This is a genomic window from Actinosynnema sp. NPDC053489 (assembly GCF_044544865.1).
In the GTDB taxonomy this organism is placed as follows: domain Bacteria; phylum Actinomycetota; class Actinomycetes; order Mycobacteriales; family Pseudonocardiaceae; genus Actinosynnema.
Genome location: NZ_JBITXT010000001.1, coordinates 355,146 through 371,870, shown reverse-complemented (window position 1 = coordinate 371,870; position 16,725 = coordinate 355,146). Strand labels below are relative to the sequence as shown.

General features: G+C 73.3%; 13 protein-coding genes and 1 pseudogene. 8 read left to right on the top strand and 6 right to left on the bottom strand.

The annotated features are described in order from the left end of the window. Positions 1 to 68: 68 nt before the first annotated feature. Positions 69 to 926, top strand: a complete 858-nt coding sequence (locus tag ACIGNX_RS01505) for a DUF4082 domain-containing protein (protein ID WP_396535100.1) — start codon at positions 69 to 71, stop codon at positions 924 to 926. A gap of 10 nt (positions 927 to 936) precedes the next feature. Here ACIGNX_RS01505 and ACIGNX_RS01500 read toward each other — a convergent pair whose 3' ends face one another. The 5 genes from ACIGNX_RS01500 to ACIGNX_RS01480 form a co-directional block, all read right to left on the bottom strand. Then, complete coding sequence (locus ACIGNX_RS01500; RefSeq protein WP_396535098.1) at positions 937 to 2,208, bottom strand: glycosyltransferase 87 family protein; 1,272 nt, start codon at positions 2,206 to 2,208, stop codon at positions 937 to 939. Further along, positions 2,205 to 3,470, bottom strand: a complete 1,266-nt coding sequence (locus ACIGNX_RS01495) for a glycosyltransferase (RefSeq protein WP_396535096.1) — start codon at positions 3,468 to 3,470, stop codon at positions 2,205 to 2,207. The genes ACIGNX_RS01500 and ACIGNX_RS01495 overlap by 4 nt, the downstream gene beginning before the upstream one ends. 207 nt (positions 3,471 to 3,677) lie before the next feature. Beyond that, a complete protein-coding gene (locus tag ACIGNX_RS01490) occupies positions 3,678 to 4,202 on the bottom strand; it encodes a hypothetical protein (protein WP_396535094.1) in 525 nt (174 codons plus the stop codon). A 117-nt stretch (positions 4,203 to 4,319) separates the two neighbouring features. Next, positions 4,320 to 4,688 (bottom strand): STAS domain-containing protein, encoded by a 369-nt coding sequence (locus ACIGNX_RS01485; protein ID WP_396535092.1) that lies wholly within the window; start codon positions 4,686 to 4,688, stop codon positions 4,320 to 4,322. 257 nt (positions 4,689 to 4,945) lie between these two features. Beyond that, positions 4,946 to 5,623: an alpha/beta fold hydrolase gene (locus tag ACIGNX_RS01480; protein WP_396535090.1), complete on the bottom strand. Its 678-nt coding sequence runs from the start codon at positions 5,621 to 5,623 to the stop codon at positions 4,946 to 4,948. 151 nt (positions 5,624 to 5,774) lie between these two features. Between ACIGNX_RS01480 and ACIGNX_RS01475 the strand changes: the two genes are divergently transcribed. The 3 genes and pseudogenes from ACIGNX_RS01475 to ACIGNX_RS01465 form a co-directional block, all read left to right on the top strand. After that, positions 5,775 to 6,164: a winged helix-turn-helix transcriptional regulator gene (locus tag ACIGNX_RS01475; RefSeq protein ID WP_396535088.1), complete on the top strand. Its 390-nt coding sequence runs from the start codon at positions 5,775 to 5,777 to the stop codon at positions 6,162 to 6,164. Between the two features lie 120 nt (positions 6,165 to 6,284). Further along, positions 6,285 to 6,554 (top strand): hypothetical protein, encoded by a 270-nt coding sequence (locus tag ACIGNX_RS01470; protein WP_396535086.1) that lies wholly within the window; start codon positions 6,285 to 6,287, stop codon positions 6,552 to 6,554. Positions 6,555 to 6,560: 6 nt separating this feature from the next. Continuing rightward, positions 6,561 to 6,800 (top strand): annotated as a pseudogene (locus ACIGNX_RS01465) (transposase family protein); the annotation flags it as partial. Between the two features lie 228 nt (positions 6,801 to 7,028). Here ACIGNX_RS01465 and ACIGNX_RS01460 read toward each other — a convergent pair. Further along, positions 7,029 to 7,796, bottom strand: coding sequence for a hypothetical protein (locus ACIGNX_RS01460; RefSeq protein ID WP_396535084.1), 768 nt, complete (start codon positions 7,794 to 7,796; stop codon positions 7,029 to 7,031). A 404-nt stretch (positions 7,797 to 8,200) separates the two neighbouring features. On the opposite strand from ACIGNX_RS01460, the gene ACIGNX_RS01455 reads away from it, so the two are divergent. Genes ACIGNX_RS01455 through ACIGNX_RS01440 form a run of 4 tightly spaced genes read left to right on the top strand, consistent with a single transcriptional unit; the run spans position 8,201 to position 16,680 of the window. Further along, positions 8,201 to 9,943, top strand: a complete 1,743-nt coding sequence (locus ACIGNX_RS01455; RefSeq protein ID WP_396535082.1) for an amino acid adenylation domain-containing protein — start codon at positions 8,201 to 8,203, stop codon at positions 9,941 to 9,943. Continuing rightward, entirely contained in the window at positions 9,940 to 13,011 is a 3,072-nt protein-coding gene (locus ACIGNX_RS01450) for a condensation domain-containing protein (protein WP_396535080.1), read from the top strand. Before ACIGNX_RS01455 ends, ACIGNX_RS01450 begins: the two co-directional genes overlap by 4 nt. Continuing rightward, entirely contained in the window at positions 13,004 to 13,321 is a 318-nt protein-coding gene (locus ACIGNX_RS01445; RefSeq protein ID WP_396535078.1) for a phosphopantetheine-binding protein, read from the top strand. Before ACIGNX_RS01450 ends, ACIGNX_RS01445 begins: the two co-directional genes overlap by 8 nt. Continuing rightward, on the top strand, positions 13,318 to 16,680 hold the full coding sequence (locus ACIGNX_RS01440) for a thioester reductase domain-containing protein (RefSeq protein ID WP_396535076.1): 3,363 nt from the start codon (positions 13,318 to 13,320) through the stop codon (positions 16,678 to 16,680). Before ACIGNX_RS01445 ends, ACIGNX_RS01440 begins: the two co-directional genes overlap by 4 nt. Positions 16,681 to 16,725: the final 45 nt, after the last annotated feature.

The following is a 16,725-nucleotide window of genomic DNA, read 5'->3' as shown; positions in this document are numbered from 1 at the left end:
GAACGCGTAGCGGAGTGGTCGTGGCGGGCGATCACGTGCTTGGCGCCTACTTCCCGGAGGGAACCCCGATGCCCCGATTAGCCCGTGCCCTGGTCGCCGCGTCACTCGTCGCGGGGAGCGTGGTCGGCTCGGCCGGCACCGCCGCGGCCGGCCCGTACACCCCTCTCGTCAACCTCTTCACGCCCACGCCCGGAGCGCACGTGCAGGTCGGCGTCCCGCTGCTGATCAGCGGCAGCTCGCAGTACGGGGAGACGGGCTACTCGGAGTGGGCGGAGATCTCCTTCGACGGCGGCGCGACGTGGGACTACGTGGACCTGCCGCGGCCCTCGCTGAACTGGCAGTACACCTACACCCCGACCGTGGAGGGCGACCTCTCGATCACCACGCGGGCGCACCTGGGCGACGACACCGGCCCGCCGATGACGACGGTCGTCCACGTCGGCGGCCCGTCGACCGCGCGGCCGCTGCTGTGCACGACGGGCTGCAAACCGTTCATCGCCAACGTGTACGCGACCGCGGACGACGACCCGCAGCCGGTGGAGCTGGGCCTGACCTTCGAAGTGGACCTCCCCGGCCGCATCTCCCGGGTGGAGGTCCAGCGACCCGGCGCGCCGGCGACCCCGGTGCGGGTGCGCCTGTGGACCTCGACCGGTGCCGTGCTGGCCGACGTGACGAGCGTGCCGGCGTTCGGCCGGGAGGTCTCGCTGCCCCAGGACGCCCGGGTGGTGCCCGGTGAGCGCTACGTCGTCTCGTACTGGACGGCCGGGCTGCCGTACCGCTCGGCGCAGTGGCAGTTCAGCGGGGAGGTCGTCTCGGCCCCGTTCCGCCTGCCGGTGGCGGCCGGTGTGTACAACTATGACGGCGGCTTCCCGACGGACTCGTGGCACGACAGCAGTTACGGCATCACCCCGGTCTTCAGCGGCTGAACCGGCGGCGTCAGCCGGACCGCGCGGTCAGCCGCGGTCCGGCCGGCCGGTCGGCCCGCCGCAGGACGGCGGCCAGCACGCCGAGGAAGGCGAGGCCGGCCAGCAGTTGCAGGGCGTGCAGCAGCACGATGGCCGCCTTGCTGCCCGGCACGGAGTCGAACGCCACGGCCAGGTCCGGCGCGGCGACCACGACGACGTAGGTCAGCACGCCCGCGGCGGCCGTGACCAACCACAGCGACACCACCCCCGCCGCGTGCGCCGCGCTGCGCCGACGCCTCGCCCACCACATCCACAGCGCGAACCCCGGGACCAGCCACACCCAGTGCTGCGGCCAGGACAGCGGCGAGATCAGCAGCCCGGTCACCGCGCACGCCAGCACCCCCGCCGCCTCCAGGCCGCGCCGGTGGGCCCACGCCGCGACCGCCAGCCCGGCGACGCCCACCAGGAGGGCCAGCGCCACCCACAGCCCCTGCGCGGACAGCGGTCCGGGCAGTTGGTCGAGCACGCCGTGCAGCGACTGGTTGAACGGCGCGGCCGCGCCCGTGGCCTTCATCCGGTCGGTGTCCAGCACGAGCCCGCCCCACCACGCCACCGACGCTCCCGGCATCACCAGGAAGCCGATGAGCACGGTGGCGAGGAACGACGCGGTGGCCACGGCGGCGGCGCGGAACCGCCGGGTGAGCAGGAGGTAGGCGATGAAGATGAGCGGGGTCAGCTTGATGCCGGCCGCGATCCCGATGGCGACGCCCTGCGCGCGCCCCGGCCGGCGGGTCAGGTCGAACAGGACCAGCAGCATCAGGAACACCGTGATCTGGCCGACGTTGAGGTGCATCACCAGCGCACCCGACGGCAGCGCGACGGCGGTGGCCAGGAGCGCGTACTTCGCCCGGCGGTCCGGCGACTCCTCGACCAGCCCCATCGCCAGCCAGGCCGCCGCTTCGAGCGCGAGCACCGACAGGAACGTCCAGAGGACGAACCCGACGTGCACGCCGGTCAGCGCGAGCGGGATCAGCAGCAGCGCCGCGAACGGCGGGTAGATGAACTGGAACCCGTTGTCGGCCGCGATGTCGTAGGGCGACACGCCGTGCAGCACGGCCGACCCGGTGAGGTCGTAGACCTTGAAGTCGACCTCCAGCATCCAGATCGAGCCGCCGATCGGGATGGTCGCGGCGAGGGCGGCCGTCACGAGCGCGGCGAGGGCGACCGCCGCGACGACCACCCGGGGCGGCGGGCGGTGCGCCGGCGCCGGTGCGGAGCGGACGGGCAATCCTGGGTGGGTCACGTCGTCCACTCCTCCGGAGAGCGGGGCACGGGCAGGTGGACCGCCGGGTGCGCCCGGAAGACCCACGTGTTGAGCAGGGCGAACCGGCCGAGCGTGCCGAGGGCCGACGAGGCGAGCAGCACCACGAGTTCGGCCAGCCTCGACGGGTGGTCGACGGCGACGTCGAGGACGAGCAGCGCGCCGGAGGTGAACCCGCAGTACAGCAGGAACACCAGCAGGGACTGCACGTGGACCAGCGCGGGCGAGCGCCGGGGTCGGTCGCGGAACGTCAGCCGCCGGTTGGCCTCGGTGTTGAACAGCAGGCTCAACGTCATGGCGACCGGGTTCGCGACCAGAGGCGGCCACCAGGTGCGGAAGACGGTGTAGAGCACCAGCGTGGTCATGGTGGCCATGAAGCCGATGGTCGAGAACAGCACCAGGTTGCGCAGCCGCACCGCGCCCCGGCCCGGCAGCGCCGCGTCGGGGTGGACGGGTCTGGGCTCCGACCGGATCGGCAGCCCGGCTATTTCCGCGCCGCCGGACAACCGCGTCCGGGCCATTCTGATCAAGCCGCGCACGTTCGTCGCGGCGGTGCCGGTGACGTTGACGCGGCTGTCGAGGTCCTCCACCCAGTCGACCGGTATTTCCAGCACCCTGAGGCCGTTGTGCTCGGCTAAGAGGAGCAGTTCGGTGTCGAAGAACCAGGAGTTGTCCTCGACCCTCTGGAGCAACGGGCGCACCACGTCGGCCCGGGCCGCCTTGAAACCGCATTGCGCGTCGCGGAACCGCGCTCCGTGGGTGAGCCGCAGGAGCACGTTGTAGCCGCGCGACACCAGTTCCCGCTTGACGCCCCGAACGGCCCGCGCGCCGGGCGCCAACCGCGACCCGATGGCGATGTCCGAATGGCCGATGGCCAGTGCGGCGACCAGCGGCACCGCCGCGTCGAGCCCGGTGGACAGGTCGACGTCCATGTAGGCGACCACGTCCGCGTCGCTGCTCGACCAGGCCGCGCGCACCGCGTGGCCCTTGCCCCGTTGGGCCAGGTACATGACCCGGACCCGGGACCACCGCTCGGCCAGCTCGGTGGCGACCAGCAGGGTGCCGTCGGTGCTGGCGTTGTCCACGATCGTGATGGTCCAGTCGAACGGCATCCGCTCGGAGAGGAAGTGGTGCAGCGCCGCGACGCAACTCGGCAACGCGCGCTCCTCGTTGAAAACCGGAATTGCGATGTCCACGGTCATCGACGCGAGCGGCGTCGACTTGTCCACGACGCCATCCGTCATCCCGCACCTCCACGAACCCCGGCGTCAACGGTAACGCGGGGTGCGGCATGAAATTTATTCGAGAATGCGGAACGCGCGGTGGTCCCAGTAAGATCATACTGTTTTCGGCGGTACCGGGAATTCCCGATCGACGGCGTGGAGGCGATCGGCCGTGCGCCTCCGCGGACGCCTCACCGCCGATCGGTGTCATCTCGCCGGTCGCCCCGACTACTTCCGCGCGCGGACCTGCCAGAGGCGGTGGACGGGAACCTCCTGGTGCGCCACCGCGCGAGCGGCCGCCGCCACCGCGCCGCGCACGGCGTGCAGGACGGCGGTCGCGGAGGGCAACCACCGGTGGTCGGGATCGGGTGCGACGAACCAGGCGTACGACGGCCTCGGCGAGGGCAGGGGCAACGACGTCGGCGCCCGCAGGTGCCTGATCCCGACGGGCATGTCGGCCTGGGTGAACACGGCGTCGTTGACGTCGCAGAGGAAGGCCACGCGGTCGGTGCCGGTGCGCAGGGCGGGTCCGGCGGCGCCGAGTCCGGTCAACCGCGCCAGGACGGCCGGGGCTTGGTGGGCGGGCACCTCGAACGCGACCAGCCCGGCGGTCAGCACCAGGTGGACGCCCGCGTCGACGACGTGAACCGTCCACCCGAGGTGGTTGCGGTACCACGCGGCGACCTCGGCCGCTCCTCGTGGCAGCGGGCGGACCGGGGCCGTCGGTGCGGCTCGGTGTGCTGGGGTAACCACGTGGACCTCCTCGGGAAGGGCCTCCCAAGCTGACCACGCGGTCAAGCCCCTGGGGAGGCGCTCGGCCCGCTTGTGCCCGGCCGGGACGCGTTGCCTGCCCGGTCGGTCACCGGAGAGCTACCCGCCGATCGGACCCGGGGAAAGGCCGCGCAGCGCCCGCACGGCGTGGTCGACGTCGGGGCGCACCGTGAACACCTCGTGCATCCCGGTGATGTCCAACGGCATGAGCACGGCGCGTTGACCCGCGGCGATGGCGAGCGCCACACCGCGCTCGTCGGCGTGCTGCGCGGCCTCGGCCAACAACGCCAGGCCGTTGGACGCCAGGAACACCACCCCGGTCAGGTCCAGCACGGCCGCCGGCACGGCGGTTTCCAGCCACCTGAGCAGTTCGTCGCGCACACCGGGCGCCGTCGTCATGTCGATCTCACCCGCGACGTGCAGCACCGGCACGCCACCCCACACGTCGGCGGACACCGACGCGTCCACAGCCGATCCGTCCCGACCCACCGACAACCTTCCCGAACGACCCGGTCCAATGGCGATGGGCTGGCTGTTCAACCCGGTACGAGCGCATTGGCGTCAACCGGCCGTCACGTCCGGGAATTCCTGCCGTCACCGCCGGGTGACCCACCACACGCCCGGCGGATCTCCCCGCGGCGGGCGCACCGGCCGGCGTCCCCGGGCGACCCTCGGCTACCGGTCGAGTTCGAGCAGCAGGTCGCCGAGGTCGGCGGGCGTGGTGATCATGCAGTCGTGGCCGGTGGGCAGTTCCCGCACCCGGGACGGGGAGCCGTTCGGCTGGGTGGCGGGACGGGGCGTCGGGTGATGCCCGCGGGCGTGGCGGCGACGCAGTGGATGTGCGTGCGCGGGATCGCGGCGGTGGCCGGGTTGTCCAGGTGGACGGGTTGTTGCAGGCAGCGCACGGGGTGGTCGGACAGGATCGTGCGCAGCCACGCCTTGTCGGTCGGGTCGGTGACGCCGAACAGGCCCAGGGGTGGCGGCTGCTCCGGCAGCGGGGGGATGCGCCAGGCGACGCCCGACGCCGCCGCGAGGTCGATCAGGGAGCGGGTCACCGGCTGGACGTCGATCGCGGTCTCGTCGTGCTCGGGGACCATCGCGTCGAGGTAGACCAGGTGCGCCACCCGCTCCGGCACCCGGTTGGCCACCCCGGAGACGACCAGCCCCGCGTAGCTGTGCCCGACGAGAACCACGTCGGTGAGCGCCTCGGCGTCGATCAGCCCGACGACGTCCTCCACGTGCGTGTCCAGCCCCACCTCCGGGCCGAGCAGGTGCGCCTTGTCGCCGTAGCCGGTCAAGGACGGAGCGAACACGCGATGGCCCGCCGCCTCCAGCAGCGGCACCACCCGGTCCCAGCACCTGCCGCTGTGCCAAGCGCCGTGCACCAGCAGGAACGTCGACATGATCTTCCCCCTCCGGGCACGACGGCACGCCCGCCCTGGCGGTTACCTTTCGTGCCTTGGTATCGTTTGAGAACCGGAATTGATTCTGGTGCGCGAGGTGAGGGTCGGGCAACAAGGCACATTTCGGTGCGCCGGTTCCCTGGAGGTAACGATGACCGCCGCAGCGAACGAGCCGCCGCAGACCCCGGCCGACGCGTGCCGGACCCGCGAGGTGCTCGATCTCGTCGGCGACAAGTGGTCGCTGCTGGTCGTGCGCCACCTGAGCCAAGGGCCGCGCCGCTTCACCGAGCTCAAGCGCGACATCGACGGCATCAGCCAGCGCATGCTCACCGTCACCCTGCGCGGCCTGGAACGCGACGGCATCCTGACCAGGACCGTGCGCAACGTCATGCCGCCCCACGTGAGCTACGAACTCACCCTCATGGGCACAACCCTGCGCGCGGCCACCCTGCCCCTCCTGGAGTGGAGCACCGAACACCTCGCCCTGATCGACCAAGCCCGCGCGGAGTACGACTCACGACCGGACCGCAACCCGACCTGAGCGGTTCGCGGCACCTGCACCCGGCGGTCTGATGGGGTGGTCCGGGCGACGTCGTCGCCGTGCCGTGCAACCGGTGCCCGGCGACGGCTGTGCACAGCGGTGAGGGTCAAGGGCAGGCGAGTGCACCGCATCGACGCCGACGGGGTCGACGCGTGTGCGAGGAAGGTGCTGACGCGGTTGGCGATCGACGAAGCCGAGCGCCGTGACCGCCGGGCGAGGTGTTCGGTCCTGGATCTGCGGTACTACGGCGGTCCCGCGGTGGCCGAAACGGCTGCGGTACCGCGGATCAGCGAGGGAACGGTGCAATCCCAGTCCGCCCGCGGGCCGAGCGCGCTGAAGTCGGTGTTGGAAGAGCCTGCCCGCGAGGGACGGCCAACGGATCGGGAGTGACCGCGGTGGACCGGGAGCGGAACTCGTTCGACCGGCCCGGTCCGCGTCCCCTACCGAGGCAAGTGGCACAACTCGTCACCAGGGCAGCAGGCGGTCAACCGCTCCCACGCCCGCATCCGCGCCCCGGGCGAACGCGCCGTCTCCACCCTCAAGAACTGGCGGCTACTGCGCAGACTCCGCTGCTCCACCACCCGCATCACCGACCCGACCAGAGCCGTCCTCACACTCCACCTCAACGCCGGATGAGGTTGGAAAAGACTCGGTGGAAGCAGAACCACCGGAGGATCTGCCCCTGCGCATAGGGATTCATGTCGCCATGAACCGCCCCCGACGCGATAAAAAGGTCAATGACCCATTGAGACCAGTATTCCCGTCCAGTCGGAATTCCACGCAACAGCTCGCCCCACTGGACGAAGCCCCCCGCGGAACCGGTGTCACCGCCGAACTTCGTCGAACCGACGGGCCTGCGGTGGTTCAGTCCGCGATCGGGAGCCGGTCCCGCAGGGAACGCGCCGCAGCATGTAGCGATTCAGTGAAGACCACTTCACCACCCTCGTGGGTGCGTTCGCCGCCTGCGGTTCCGGTGGTGCGGCGCAGCACGGTGAGGCTGTTCTGCGCCATTTTGTGCGGTTCGACCAGGTTCATCACCTCGACGGTGTCGTGGTGGGTCTGCTGCCAGCGCTTCAAGTAGCGCAGAACCGCCTCCCCCTCGGGGTAGCCCACCAGGTAGTGGAACACCACCAGTCCGCCGGCCGGGTTGATCAAGTCCCAGAAGTGGTCGAAGAAGTACAGGCATTCCCAGGCGTCGACCCACGCGAGGTCGATCGGGGCGAAGCCGACGGGCAACCGCTCCCGAGCCCTCCGCACGTCGGAGTCGACCACGGTCACCAGCTCGTCCAGGCCCCATTCGCGCAGCACGGCGGCGACCCGGTCGGCGGAGGACTCCGCGATCGACAGGTCGTCCACCGCCACCAGGTGCGGGACCCGCTCGACGAGGTGGTAGGCGGGGTCGACCAGCGGCGGGTCGGCCAGCAACCAGGCCTCGTCCAGGGACCCGTCCGCCAGGTGGCTGCGCGTCTTGCGCACCAACGCGGACGCTTCCTCCGCCGCTTCGTCGCGCACATCGGCCAGCGCGGCGGCCAGCAGCGGCGTGGTGTACCCCATGCCGACTTCCAACACCCGTTGCGGACGGGCGAACCGGATCAGGGCAGCCAGCAGCGGACCCGCCTCCTCGGTGCCCATACCCGGTACCAGCAGTTGTCGTACGGCCGAGCGGAACAACGGTGAGGACAGGCGCGGCATGTTCACTCGGAAGCACCCTTCGAACGCAGTCGAATGCACACCGTACACGAGGAAACATCCGACGGGGTGCCGACCACATTTTGGGACACTCGGCTGATTGGTGCAATATTCGCTGCGGTTAAGAATAGCCGGTAATGCGCCCTTCCCGGCGGGACAACCATTGCGCCGATCGGCCGATGTTTTCCTCCGTCGCGCTCTGCCTACACTCGGTGCGCCCTGACCGCACGTCGGGTCGCCACTGCCAGGTGCGCCGGAAACAGCACCAAGACGACGTGTTCGCCGTTCATGCCGGGTCGGGCACCTGCATTCAATTCGTATTTCTGCCGGGGGGGAAGTACCGAGGGATGAGTGCTGCACACACGGCGGAATCGAATTCCGCCGGTCTCGGGGACCTGCTCGCGCGGCGGGTGGCCGAATTCCCGGACGCCCTGGCGGTGCGCGACCGCGCGGCCGGCGTGGAGTTGAGCTACCGACGGCTGTGGGAACGTGCCGGGCGGGTGGCCGCGGGGCTGCTGTCCCGCGGAGTCGGGCGCGGCGAACTCGTCGGCGTGGACCTGCCGCGGTCGCCGGACCTGGTGGTGGCCCTGGTCGGTGTGGTGCGCGCGGGCGCGGCCTACCTGGCGCTGGACCGGCTCTCCCCGCCGGACAGGCTGGCCGGCGTGGTGCGGGACGCGGGCGCGCGGTGGGTGCTGGGCGACGGGCCGGACGTCGGCGCGTCCCGCATCGGGATGTCGGAAGTGGACTCCCCGGGCGCGGCCGACGTCCCCGCGGGTGGCGACGACCCGGTTTACGCCTGCTACACCTCTGGTTCCACCGGGCGCCCCAAGGGCGTCCTGGTCCCGCACCGGGCGGTGGTGCGATTGGCGGTCAACCCCCGCTTCTGCGCGATCGACCGGCACGACCGCGTCGCCCTGATGGCCAATCCCGCCTTCGACGCCACGACGTTCGAGGTGTGGAACACCCTCGTGGCGGGCGCCGCGCTGGTCGTCGTGCCCGGTGCCGCCGAGGTGGCCGTGCCCGACTGGGTCGCGACGCTGCGCGAGGAGGGCGTCACCACGGCGTTCCTGACCACATCGCTCTTCCACGCGGTCGCGCGCGAGCGGCCCTCGGCGTTCCGGGATCTGCGAACCCTGGTGGTGGGCGGGGAGCAGATGGACCTGGCCACCACCAGGTCGGTGCTGGCCGCCGGCCCGCCGGGTCGGCTGGTCAACGGTTACGGCCCGACGGAGACCACGACGTTCGCCACCTACTTCGACTGCGACCCGCGCTCCCTCGCCGACGTGGACCAGGTGCCGATCGGCTTCCCGTTGCAGGCAACGGCGGTGCGGGTGGTGGACGACGGGTTGCGGGACGTGCCCGCGGGGCAGGTCGGCGAGCTGCTCGTGGGCGGACCGGGTGTCGCGCTCGGCTACGTGGGGCTGCCCGGGTTGACCGCCGAGCGCTTCGTCCGGGGACCGCACGGCGTCGAGTACCGCACCGGCGACCTCGTGCGCGAGATCGCCGGCGGCGCGCTGGAGATGGTGGGCAGGCGGGACCGGCAGGTCAAGGTGCGCGGGTTCCGGATCGAACTGGAGGAGGTCGAGCGGGCCGTGCTGGCGACCGGGTTGGTCGACGCCGCGTTCGTGGAGAAGGTGGGAGACGGTCCCGCGGCGGCGCTGGTGGCGTTCGTGCTGCCCGGTCCGGCCGACCGCGCCGCGGACCCGGCCGTGCTGCGCACCCGCCTGACCCCGGTCCTGCCCTCCTACATGGTGCCGTCGCGCTGGGTCGTGCTGGACTCCGTGCCGTTGGGGCTCACGGGGAAAGCGGATCGGACGCGGCTGCTGTCACTGCTCGACGAGCACGACTCCCCCGAGGCGGCCGACGGGACGGCCGACGCGGTGAGCGCCATCTGGCGGGACGTGCTGGGAGTGGCGTCGGTGTCGGGCTCGGACAACTTCCTGGAACGCGGCGGGAACTCCATCCTGGCCGTCCAGGTCGCCGCGCGGGTGCACGACCGGCTGGACGTGCCCCTGGAGCCGGGGGACGTGCTGCTGGCCGACTCGTTGACCGACCTGGTGGCGCACGTCCGCCGGCGGGAATCCCGGTGAGCGGCCGCGTGGCGCCGCTGTCGGCGGCGCAGCGGCGGCTGTGGCTGATCGACCAGGCCGCGCCAGGAGCGCCGACCTACAACGTGCCGATGCTGCTGCGCTGGCGCGGTCACGTCGACCCGGACCGCCTGGCCGACGCGCTCGCCGCGGTGGTCGCCCGGCACGAGGCGTTGCGCACCACCTACCGGTGGAGCGGCGACGCGCCCGAGCAGGTCGTCGGACCGGCTCACGTCGTGCCCGTCGACGTCGTCGACGGGCGAGGCGGTCCCGGCGAGGAGCGACAGCGGGCCGACGAGGTGGAGGCGTACGCCCGTGCGCCGTTCGACCTGGAAACCGGACCGGTGCTGCGTTGCGCGGTGTGGCGGGGTGCGCGGGACGGCGACACCGTCCTGCTCGTGGTGCACCACATAGCGGTGGACGGCTGGTCCGCGGCGGTGCTGTTGGACGACCTCGCCGCGCACTACACCGGCTCGCGCCCGCTCGCGCCGCCGCCGGTGCCCACCTACGCCGACTTCGCCGAGCGGGAGGTCGCTCCGCCCGCCGAGGTCGTGTCCGCCCGCGCCGGGATCCTCGCCGGGGCGACCGCCGACCTGGTGCTGCCCGACCGGCGCGCGGTCGCGCCGGAGCCGATCCGCCCCGCGGCGGAGCACGTCTTCGACATCCCCGAGGCGCTGTGGCACGACGTGGCCGTGCTGGCCCGCAAGCTGCGCACGACGCCGTTCGGCATCTTCCTCGCCTGCTACCAGTCGGTGCTGGCCGCGTGGTCGGCCGCGAGGCGGTTCACCGTGGCCGCGGTGGTCGCCAACCGGCCCGCCGCGGACCTCGAACCGCTGGTCGGTTTCTTCGTCAACACCGTGCCGCTGCTGTCCGAGGTGGACCCCGCGTGGACCTTCGGCGACCTGGTGGCGCACGGCCGCCGGGAGGTGTTCGGCACGCTGACCAACCAGCGCATCCCGGTGGACCTGCTGGTGGACCGCGACCGGTTGCCGACGACCGCCTTCGCCTTCCAGAACGCGCCGGCCCCCGCGGGTGACGCGCCCTGGCGGTCGTTGAGGTTCCCGCACACCGGCGCGGCGAAGTTCGACCTGCTGCTGACCGTCGAGGACGGTCGCTACGGGGGCGGCGGACCGCTCGGAACCGTCGAGGTCGCCACGGACCGCTACCCCGCCGGGTTGGCCTCCCGGTTGGCCGACCGGCTGCTGGGCGTGCTGGCCGTGGTCACGGCCGACCCGGACGTGCCGGTGGGCGAGCTGGTCGGGGACGCCGCGCCGGTGACGGACCTCGACGTCGTGCGGGACGCGCTGCTGGGCCACCCCGGTGTCGCTGCCGCCTCGGTCGAACGGACACCCGGCGGTGTGGTGGCCCGGCTGGTCGCCGACGACCGCGTCCGCGCCCGGGACGAACTGCTGGCGCCGTTGCGCCGGGCGCTGCCGGTCACGGCGCTGCCGGTGGAGGTGCGGGTCGCCCGCGCGCCCGGTGCGCCCGAACAGGTGCTCCCGGCGACGGCGGGCGACGCGCTGACCGAGGCCGAGGCGCGGGCCGCGGCGCTGTTCGGCGCCGTTCTGCCGCGGGTGCGCGAGTTGACACCGCACACCGACTTCTTCGCCGTCGGCGGCCACTCCCTGTTGGCGGTGACGATGTTGGCCGAAGCGCGACGGCGCCACGGCGTCTCCGTCGCACCGCGCGACTTCCTGGGCGACCCCACGGTCGCGGGACTCGCCCGGCGGCTGGCACCGGCTCCGGTGGCCGCGCCCGCCGCGTCCGATCCCCCCGCCGCGCCTGATCCGACCGCCGCGTCCGATCCGACCGCTGCGTCCGATCCCCCCGCGGGGCCGGTGGTGGAGCACCCCGCGTCGTCGGTGCAGCAGCGGTTCTGGTTCCTGGACCGCGTGCCGACGCTGCGGTCGGCCTACCTCGTGCCCACCGTGGTGGACTTCCTGGGACCGGTGGACGCCGACCGGCTGCGCCGGGCCTCCGACGCGGTGCTGGCGCGGCACCCGGCGCTGCGCACCAGGTTCGTCCTGGACCGCAAGGCCCGGCAGGTGCGGTGCCGCACGGACGGCCCCGCCGCCACCACCACGACGGGCACCTCGGCCGACGTCGTCCCCGAGCTGTGCGGGACCCCTTTCGACCTGGCCTCCGATGCCCCGGTCCGCGCGCACGTCGCCGTGCTGCCCGACCGGACCAGGTACGTGCTGGTCGTCCACCACGCCGTGTGCGACGGGTGGTCGCGCCGGGTCCTGCTGGAGCAACTGGCCGCCGCCTACCGGGGCGATCCGCTGCCGCCGGCGGTGCACCCGGCATCCCTGCCCGAGCGCCGCGCCGACGCCGCGCCGGTGGTGGCGCTGCTGCGGGACGCGCCCACCGACGTCGAACTGCCCGGCCGACGCCCGCGCGGGCAGGTCCAGCGCACCGAGGCCGACCACACCGCGGTCCGCCTGTCGCCGCGGACCACCGAGGCGGTGCGTGAGGTGGGCGCACGGGCCGGCTGCTCCCCGTTCCTGGTCACGGCCGCCCTGCTGGGAGTCGCGCTGGCCCGGCGCGGGTCGCAGCGGGAGTTCCTGTTCGCGTTCCCGTGGTTGGGCCGCGACGACCTCGACGCCGCCGACGTGGTGGGCATGTTCGTCAACACCCTGCTGCTGCGGGTGGACCTGCGGAACGCGGCGGACTGGTGGGAACTGCTGGCACGGGTGCGCGCCGCGGGCGCGTCGGCCTACCGGCACGCCGACGTGCCCTTCGACGAACTCGTCGCCGCCCTGGCCCCGACCCGCGACCTGAGCCGGCCGCCGGTCACACCGGTGTACCTGAGCGCGCAAGTCGGCACCGACGCGCCACCGGACCTGGGGGTGCCCGCGGCGTGGGTGCCGCCGGTGCCGGACCACGTGAAGTTCGAACTGGAGGTCACCGCGGTCGACCACGGGCTCGAGTGGGAACTGGTGGTGGGCCACGCGCTCGCCGCGCTCGACCGGGTCGCGGCGGGACGGCTGGCAGCCGACCTCGCCGCGTGCGCCGCGGACCTGGCCGCCGATCCGGCCGCACCACCACTGGGAGGGGAAAGCAGTGAGTGATCACGACGAGGCCGACCTGCTGGAGCAGGTCCGGCAGGCGTGGCGGGACGTCCTCGACGTCGACGACGTCGGCCTGGACGTCGATTTCCTGGCCGCGGGGGGAAACTCGCTGCTGCTGGTCATGCTGTGGGAGGAGCTTGACGTCCTCACCACCCGCGAGTTGCGGGTGTCGGACCTGTTCGCGCACGGCACCATCCGCGCCCAGGCGGCGCTGCTGTCCTCCACCGGGGACGCGGAGGTCCCCGTCGCGGGCGCGGACCGCCGCAGTGCCCTGCTGGGTCGGACCAGACGCGACGAGGTGGTGTCGTGAGCTCCACCGACATCGCGGTCGTCGGCGTCGGCCTGCGGTTCCCCGACGCCTGGACACCGGCGGAGTTCTGGCGCAACATCGACGCTGGCGCGGTGTCGATGCGCGACCTGCCACCGGAGCGGCTGGCCGCGGCCGGCGTGACCGGGGAGCAGTTGCGCGCCCCGGACTTCGTCCCCGTCGCCACGACCCTCCCCGGCGTGGCCGACTTCGCCGCCGAGTTCTTCGGGTACTCACCGCGCGACGCCGAGGTGATGGACCCCCAGCAGCGGATCTTCCTCGAAGCGTCCTGGGAGGCCCTGGAGTCCGCGGGCCACCCGCCCTCACCCGCCGGCCCGGTGGTCGGCGTGTTCGCCGGCACCGCCGCCGGCACGTACTCCGCGGCGTTGCTGGCCGCCAAGGTCCGTCGCGAGGGGTTGGCCGCCGCGATCGACGACCTGGACCTGACCATGGGCGGGCAGCCGGACTTCACGCCCTCGCGGGTCGCCCACAAGCTCGGGCTCACCGGACCCGCCGTGGGCGTGCAGACGGCCTGCTCCTCGTCGCTGTACGCGGTGCACTACGCCGTCCTGAGCCTGCTGTCGGGCGAGTGCGACATCGCGCTGGCGGGAGGCGCGACCGTGCTGGAACCGCTGGGCGGGTACCGGTACCGGCCCGGTGGCCTGCTGTCCGCCGACGGGTACTGCCGCTCGTTCGACGCCGGTTCCTCGGGCACCTCGTTCGGTTCCGGGGTCGGCGTCGTGGCCCTGCGCAGGCTGGACGACGCGCTGGCCGACCGCGACCCGGTGCTGGCGGTCGTGCGCGGCACGGCCGTGGGCAACGACGGCGCGGGCCGGACCGGGTACACCGCGCCGAGCCCGACCGGGGTGGCCGCCGTGGTCGCCGGCGCGCTGCGGGTCGCCGGGGTGGGGGGCGACCAGCTGCGCTACGTCGAAGCGCACGGGTCCGGCACGCCCCTGGGCGACCACGTCGAGCTGCGCGGCCTGCTGGACGGCCTGCGCCCCTCCGCGCGCGGGCACGAGCCCTGCGCCCTCGGCTCGGTGAAGGTCAACATCGGTCACACCGGCCCCACCGCCGGGATCGCCGGGTTCATCAAGGCCGTGCACGTGGCGCGGACCGGATCGCTGCCGCCGCACCCGATGTTCTCCGCGGCCCGGGACCCGGGCATGCTGGCCGAGGGCCCGCTGCACGTGCCGGTCGAAGCGTCCCGGACCGCCGACCCCGACCGGCACGTGCTGGTGAACTCCATGGGTGTCGGGGGCACGAACGCGGCCGCCGTGCTGGCCGCACCACCGGCCCTCCCCGCACGAGCGGGCGCCGCCAACCCCCGGCCGGTGCTCGTGGTGTCCGCGCGCACCCGCGCCGAGCTGGACGCGCTGTGCCTGCGGCTGGCCGACGCGATCGACGCGGGCGGGGTGGAGCCCCGCGACCTGGCGCACACGCTCAAGGTCGGCCGGGCCGGGTTCGACGAACGGCGCGTGGTGACCGTCGCGCCCGATCAGTGGTCGGCGGCGCTGCGGCTGCCCCACCCGCCGGACGCCGTCACGAACAGGGGTGCCGCGACCCGGCAGGCCGCGATCATCGTCACCGGGGACACCGATCCGGAACCGGTGCGCCGACTGCTGGCCGCGCTACCCGGCGCGGTGACCACCACCGGCTCCCCCGGCGACCGGCACCCGGTCGTGGTGGGGTCGGCGGACGTGGAGCGGCTGGCCGCCGAGGCGTGGTCGCACGGCGTGCCGGTCGACTGGAACCGGCTGGCCGACGGGTCCGACCGCCGCGCCGCGTTGCCCACCTACCCGTTCACCCGCCACGCCTACTGGGCGTTGGACGACCAGGCGCTGCGTCCCGACCCCGTGCGGGCGCCCGCGGCACCACCGGCCGTGCCCGAGCCGCTGGGCGACAGCATCGAGGAAAGCCTGACCGCGCTGTGGCGCGAGCTGTTCGGGCTGCCCTCGATCGGGTTGGACGACGAGTTCGGCGAGCTGGGCGGCGACTCGCTGCTGTCGGTGCAGATGGCCCTGGAGGTCGAGCGCCGGTTCGACGTCACGATCAACGTCGACCGCGTCGGCGGCAGCCGCACCACGGTGCGCGGGCTCGCCGCCATCGTGCGCGACGGGCTGGGCGGACAGCCAGGAAGCAACGCCGGCGCGCGCGGCGGGCGGGCCGGTGGGGCGCCGACCGACGGGGCACTGGTCGACGCCGACCTGGAGCTGCCGCTGGGGCCGTTGTCGGGGCGGCACGCGCCCGGCGACGACGTGCTGCTCACCGGCGCCACCGGCTTCCTGGGCGCGTTCCTCCTGCGCGCGCTGCTCGACGCGACCGATTCCGCGGTGCACTGCCTGGTCCGCGCCGAGGACGAAGCGGCCGCCTGGCACAGGATCCGCGCGGCGGCCGACCGGTACGAGCTGCCCGCGCCCGACCCGGCCCGGGTGCGCGTGGTCCCCGGCGACCTGCGCGACATCGCCGAGGTGGCCGACCGGCACGGCTTGGCCGACCGGGTCGGGCACGTGCTGCACTGCGCGGCCCGGGTGGTGTTCACCGAACCGTACCGGGTGTTGCGCGAGGACAACGTCCTGCCGCTGCGCGACCTCGTCGCCTGGATGCGCGCCACCGGCGTCCCCGACCTCACCTTCGTGTCGACGATCGCCGCGACCGGCCAGGCGGCGGGCGCAGGCGGCAGGGTGGCCGAGACCCGCTCGCAACCGCTCGACCCGCTCCAAGGCGGTTACGGCGTCGGCAAGTGGGTCGGTGAACGCCTGCTGGAACGCGCCGAGCGCGACGGCATGCGGGTCCGGGTGTTCCGACCCGGGTACGTGCTGGCCGCCACCGGCACGGGCGCGTGCAACGACCGGGACGTGATCTGGCACCTGCTCGCCGGAGGTGTCGCACTCGGCCTCCACCCCGCGGATGACCGCGGCCTGCCGGTGGCGCCGGTCGACCTGGTCGCCGCCGCGATCGTCGACCTGTTCCGGGCACCGGGCTCCGTCGGACGCGCCTACCACCTGTTCGACCCGACGGTGATCAGCCTGCGCGGACTGTTCGCGCTGCTGGGACAGGCCGGCACGCCGACGGAACCGACCACGCCCCGGCAGTGGCACGCCGCGCTGTCCCAGCGGGCGCTGGAGACCGGTCACGCGGTGCTGGCCAGCACCGCGCTCTACGAACTGGAGGGCCACCAGGTCGAGCAGGGGGACCTGGAGGTCTCCGGCTGGCTGCCGTGGCTGCGTGAGCGAGGCGGGTCGGCCCTGCCCAGCGGCGACGCGTTGCGCGCCGCGCTGGCCCACCTGGTGCGCAAGCGGACACCGGTCGGCGAACTGGTCGCCGACCGGATCAGCGAGGGGGTCGGGTCGTGGTCCTGACGGAGAAGGCGGTTGACCGGACCACGGCCGGACCACCCCGTGCTC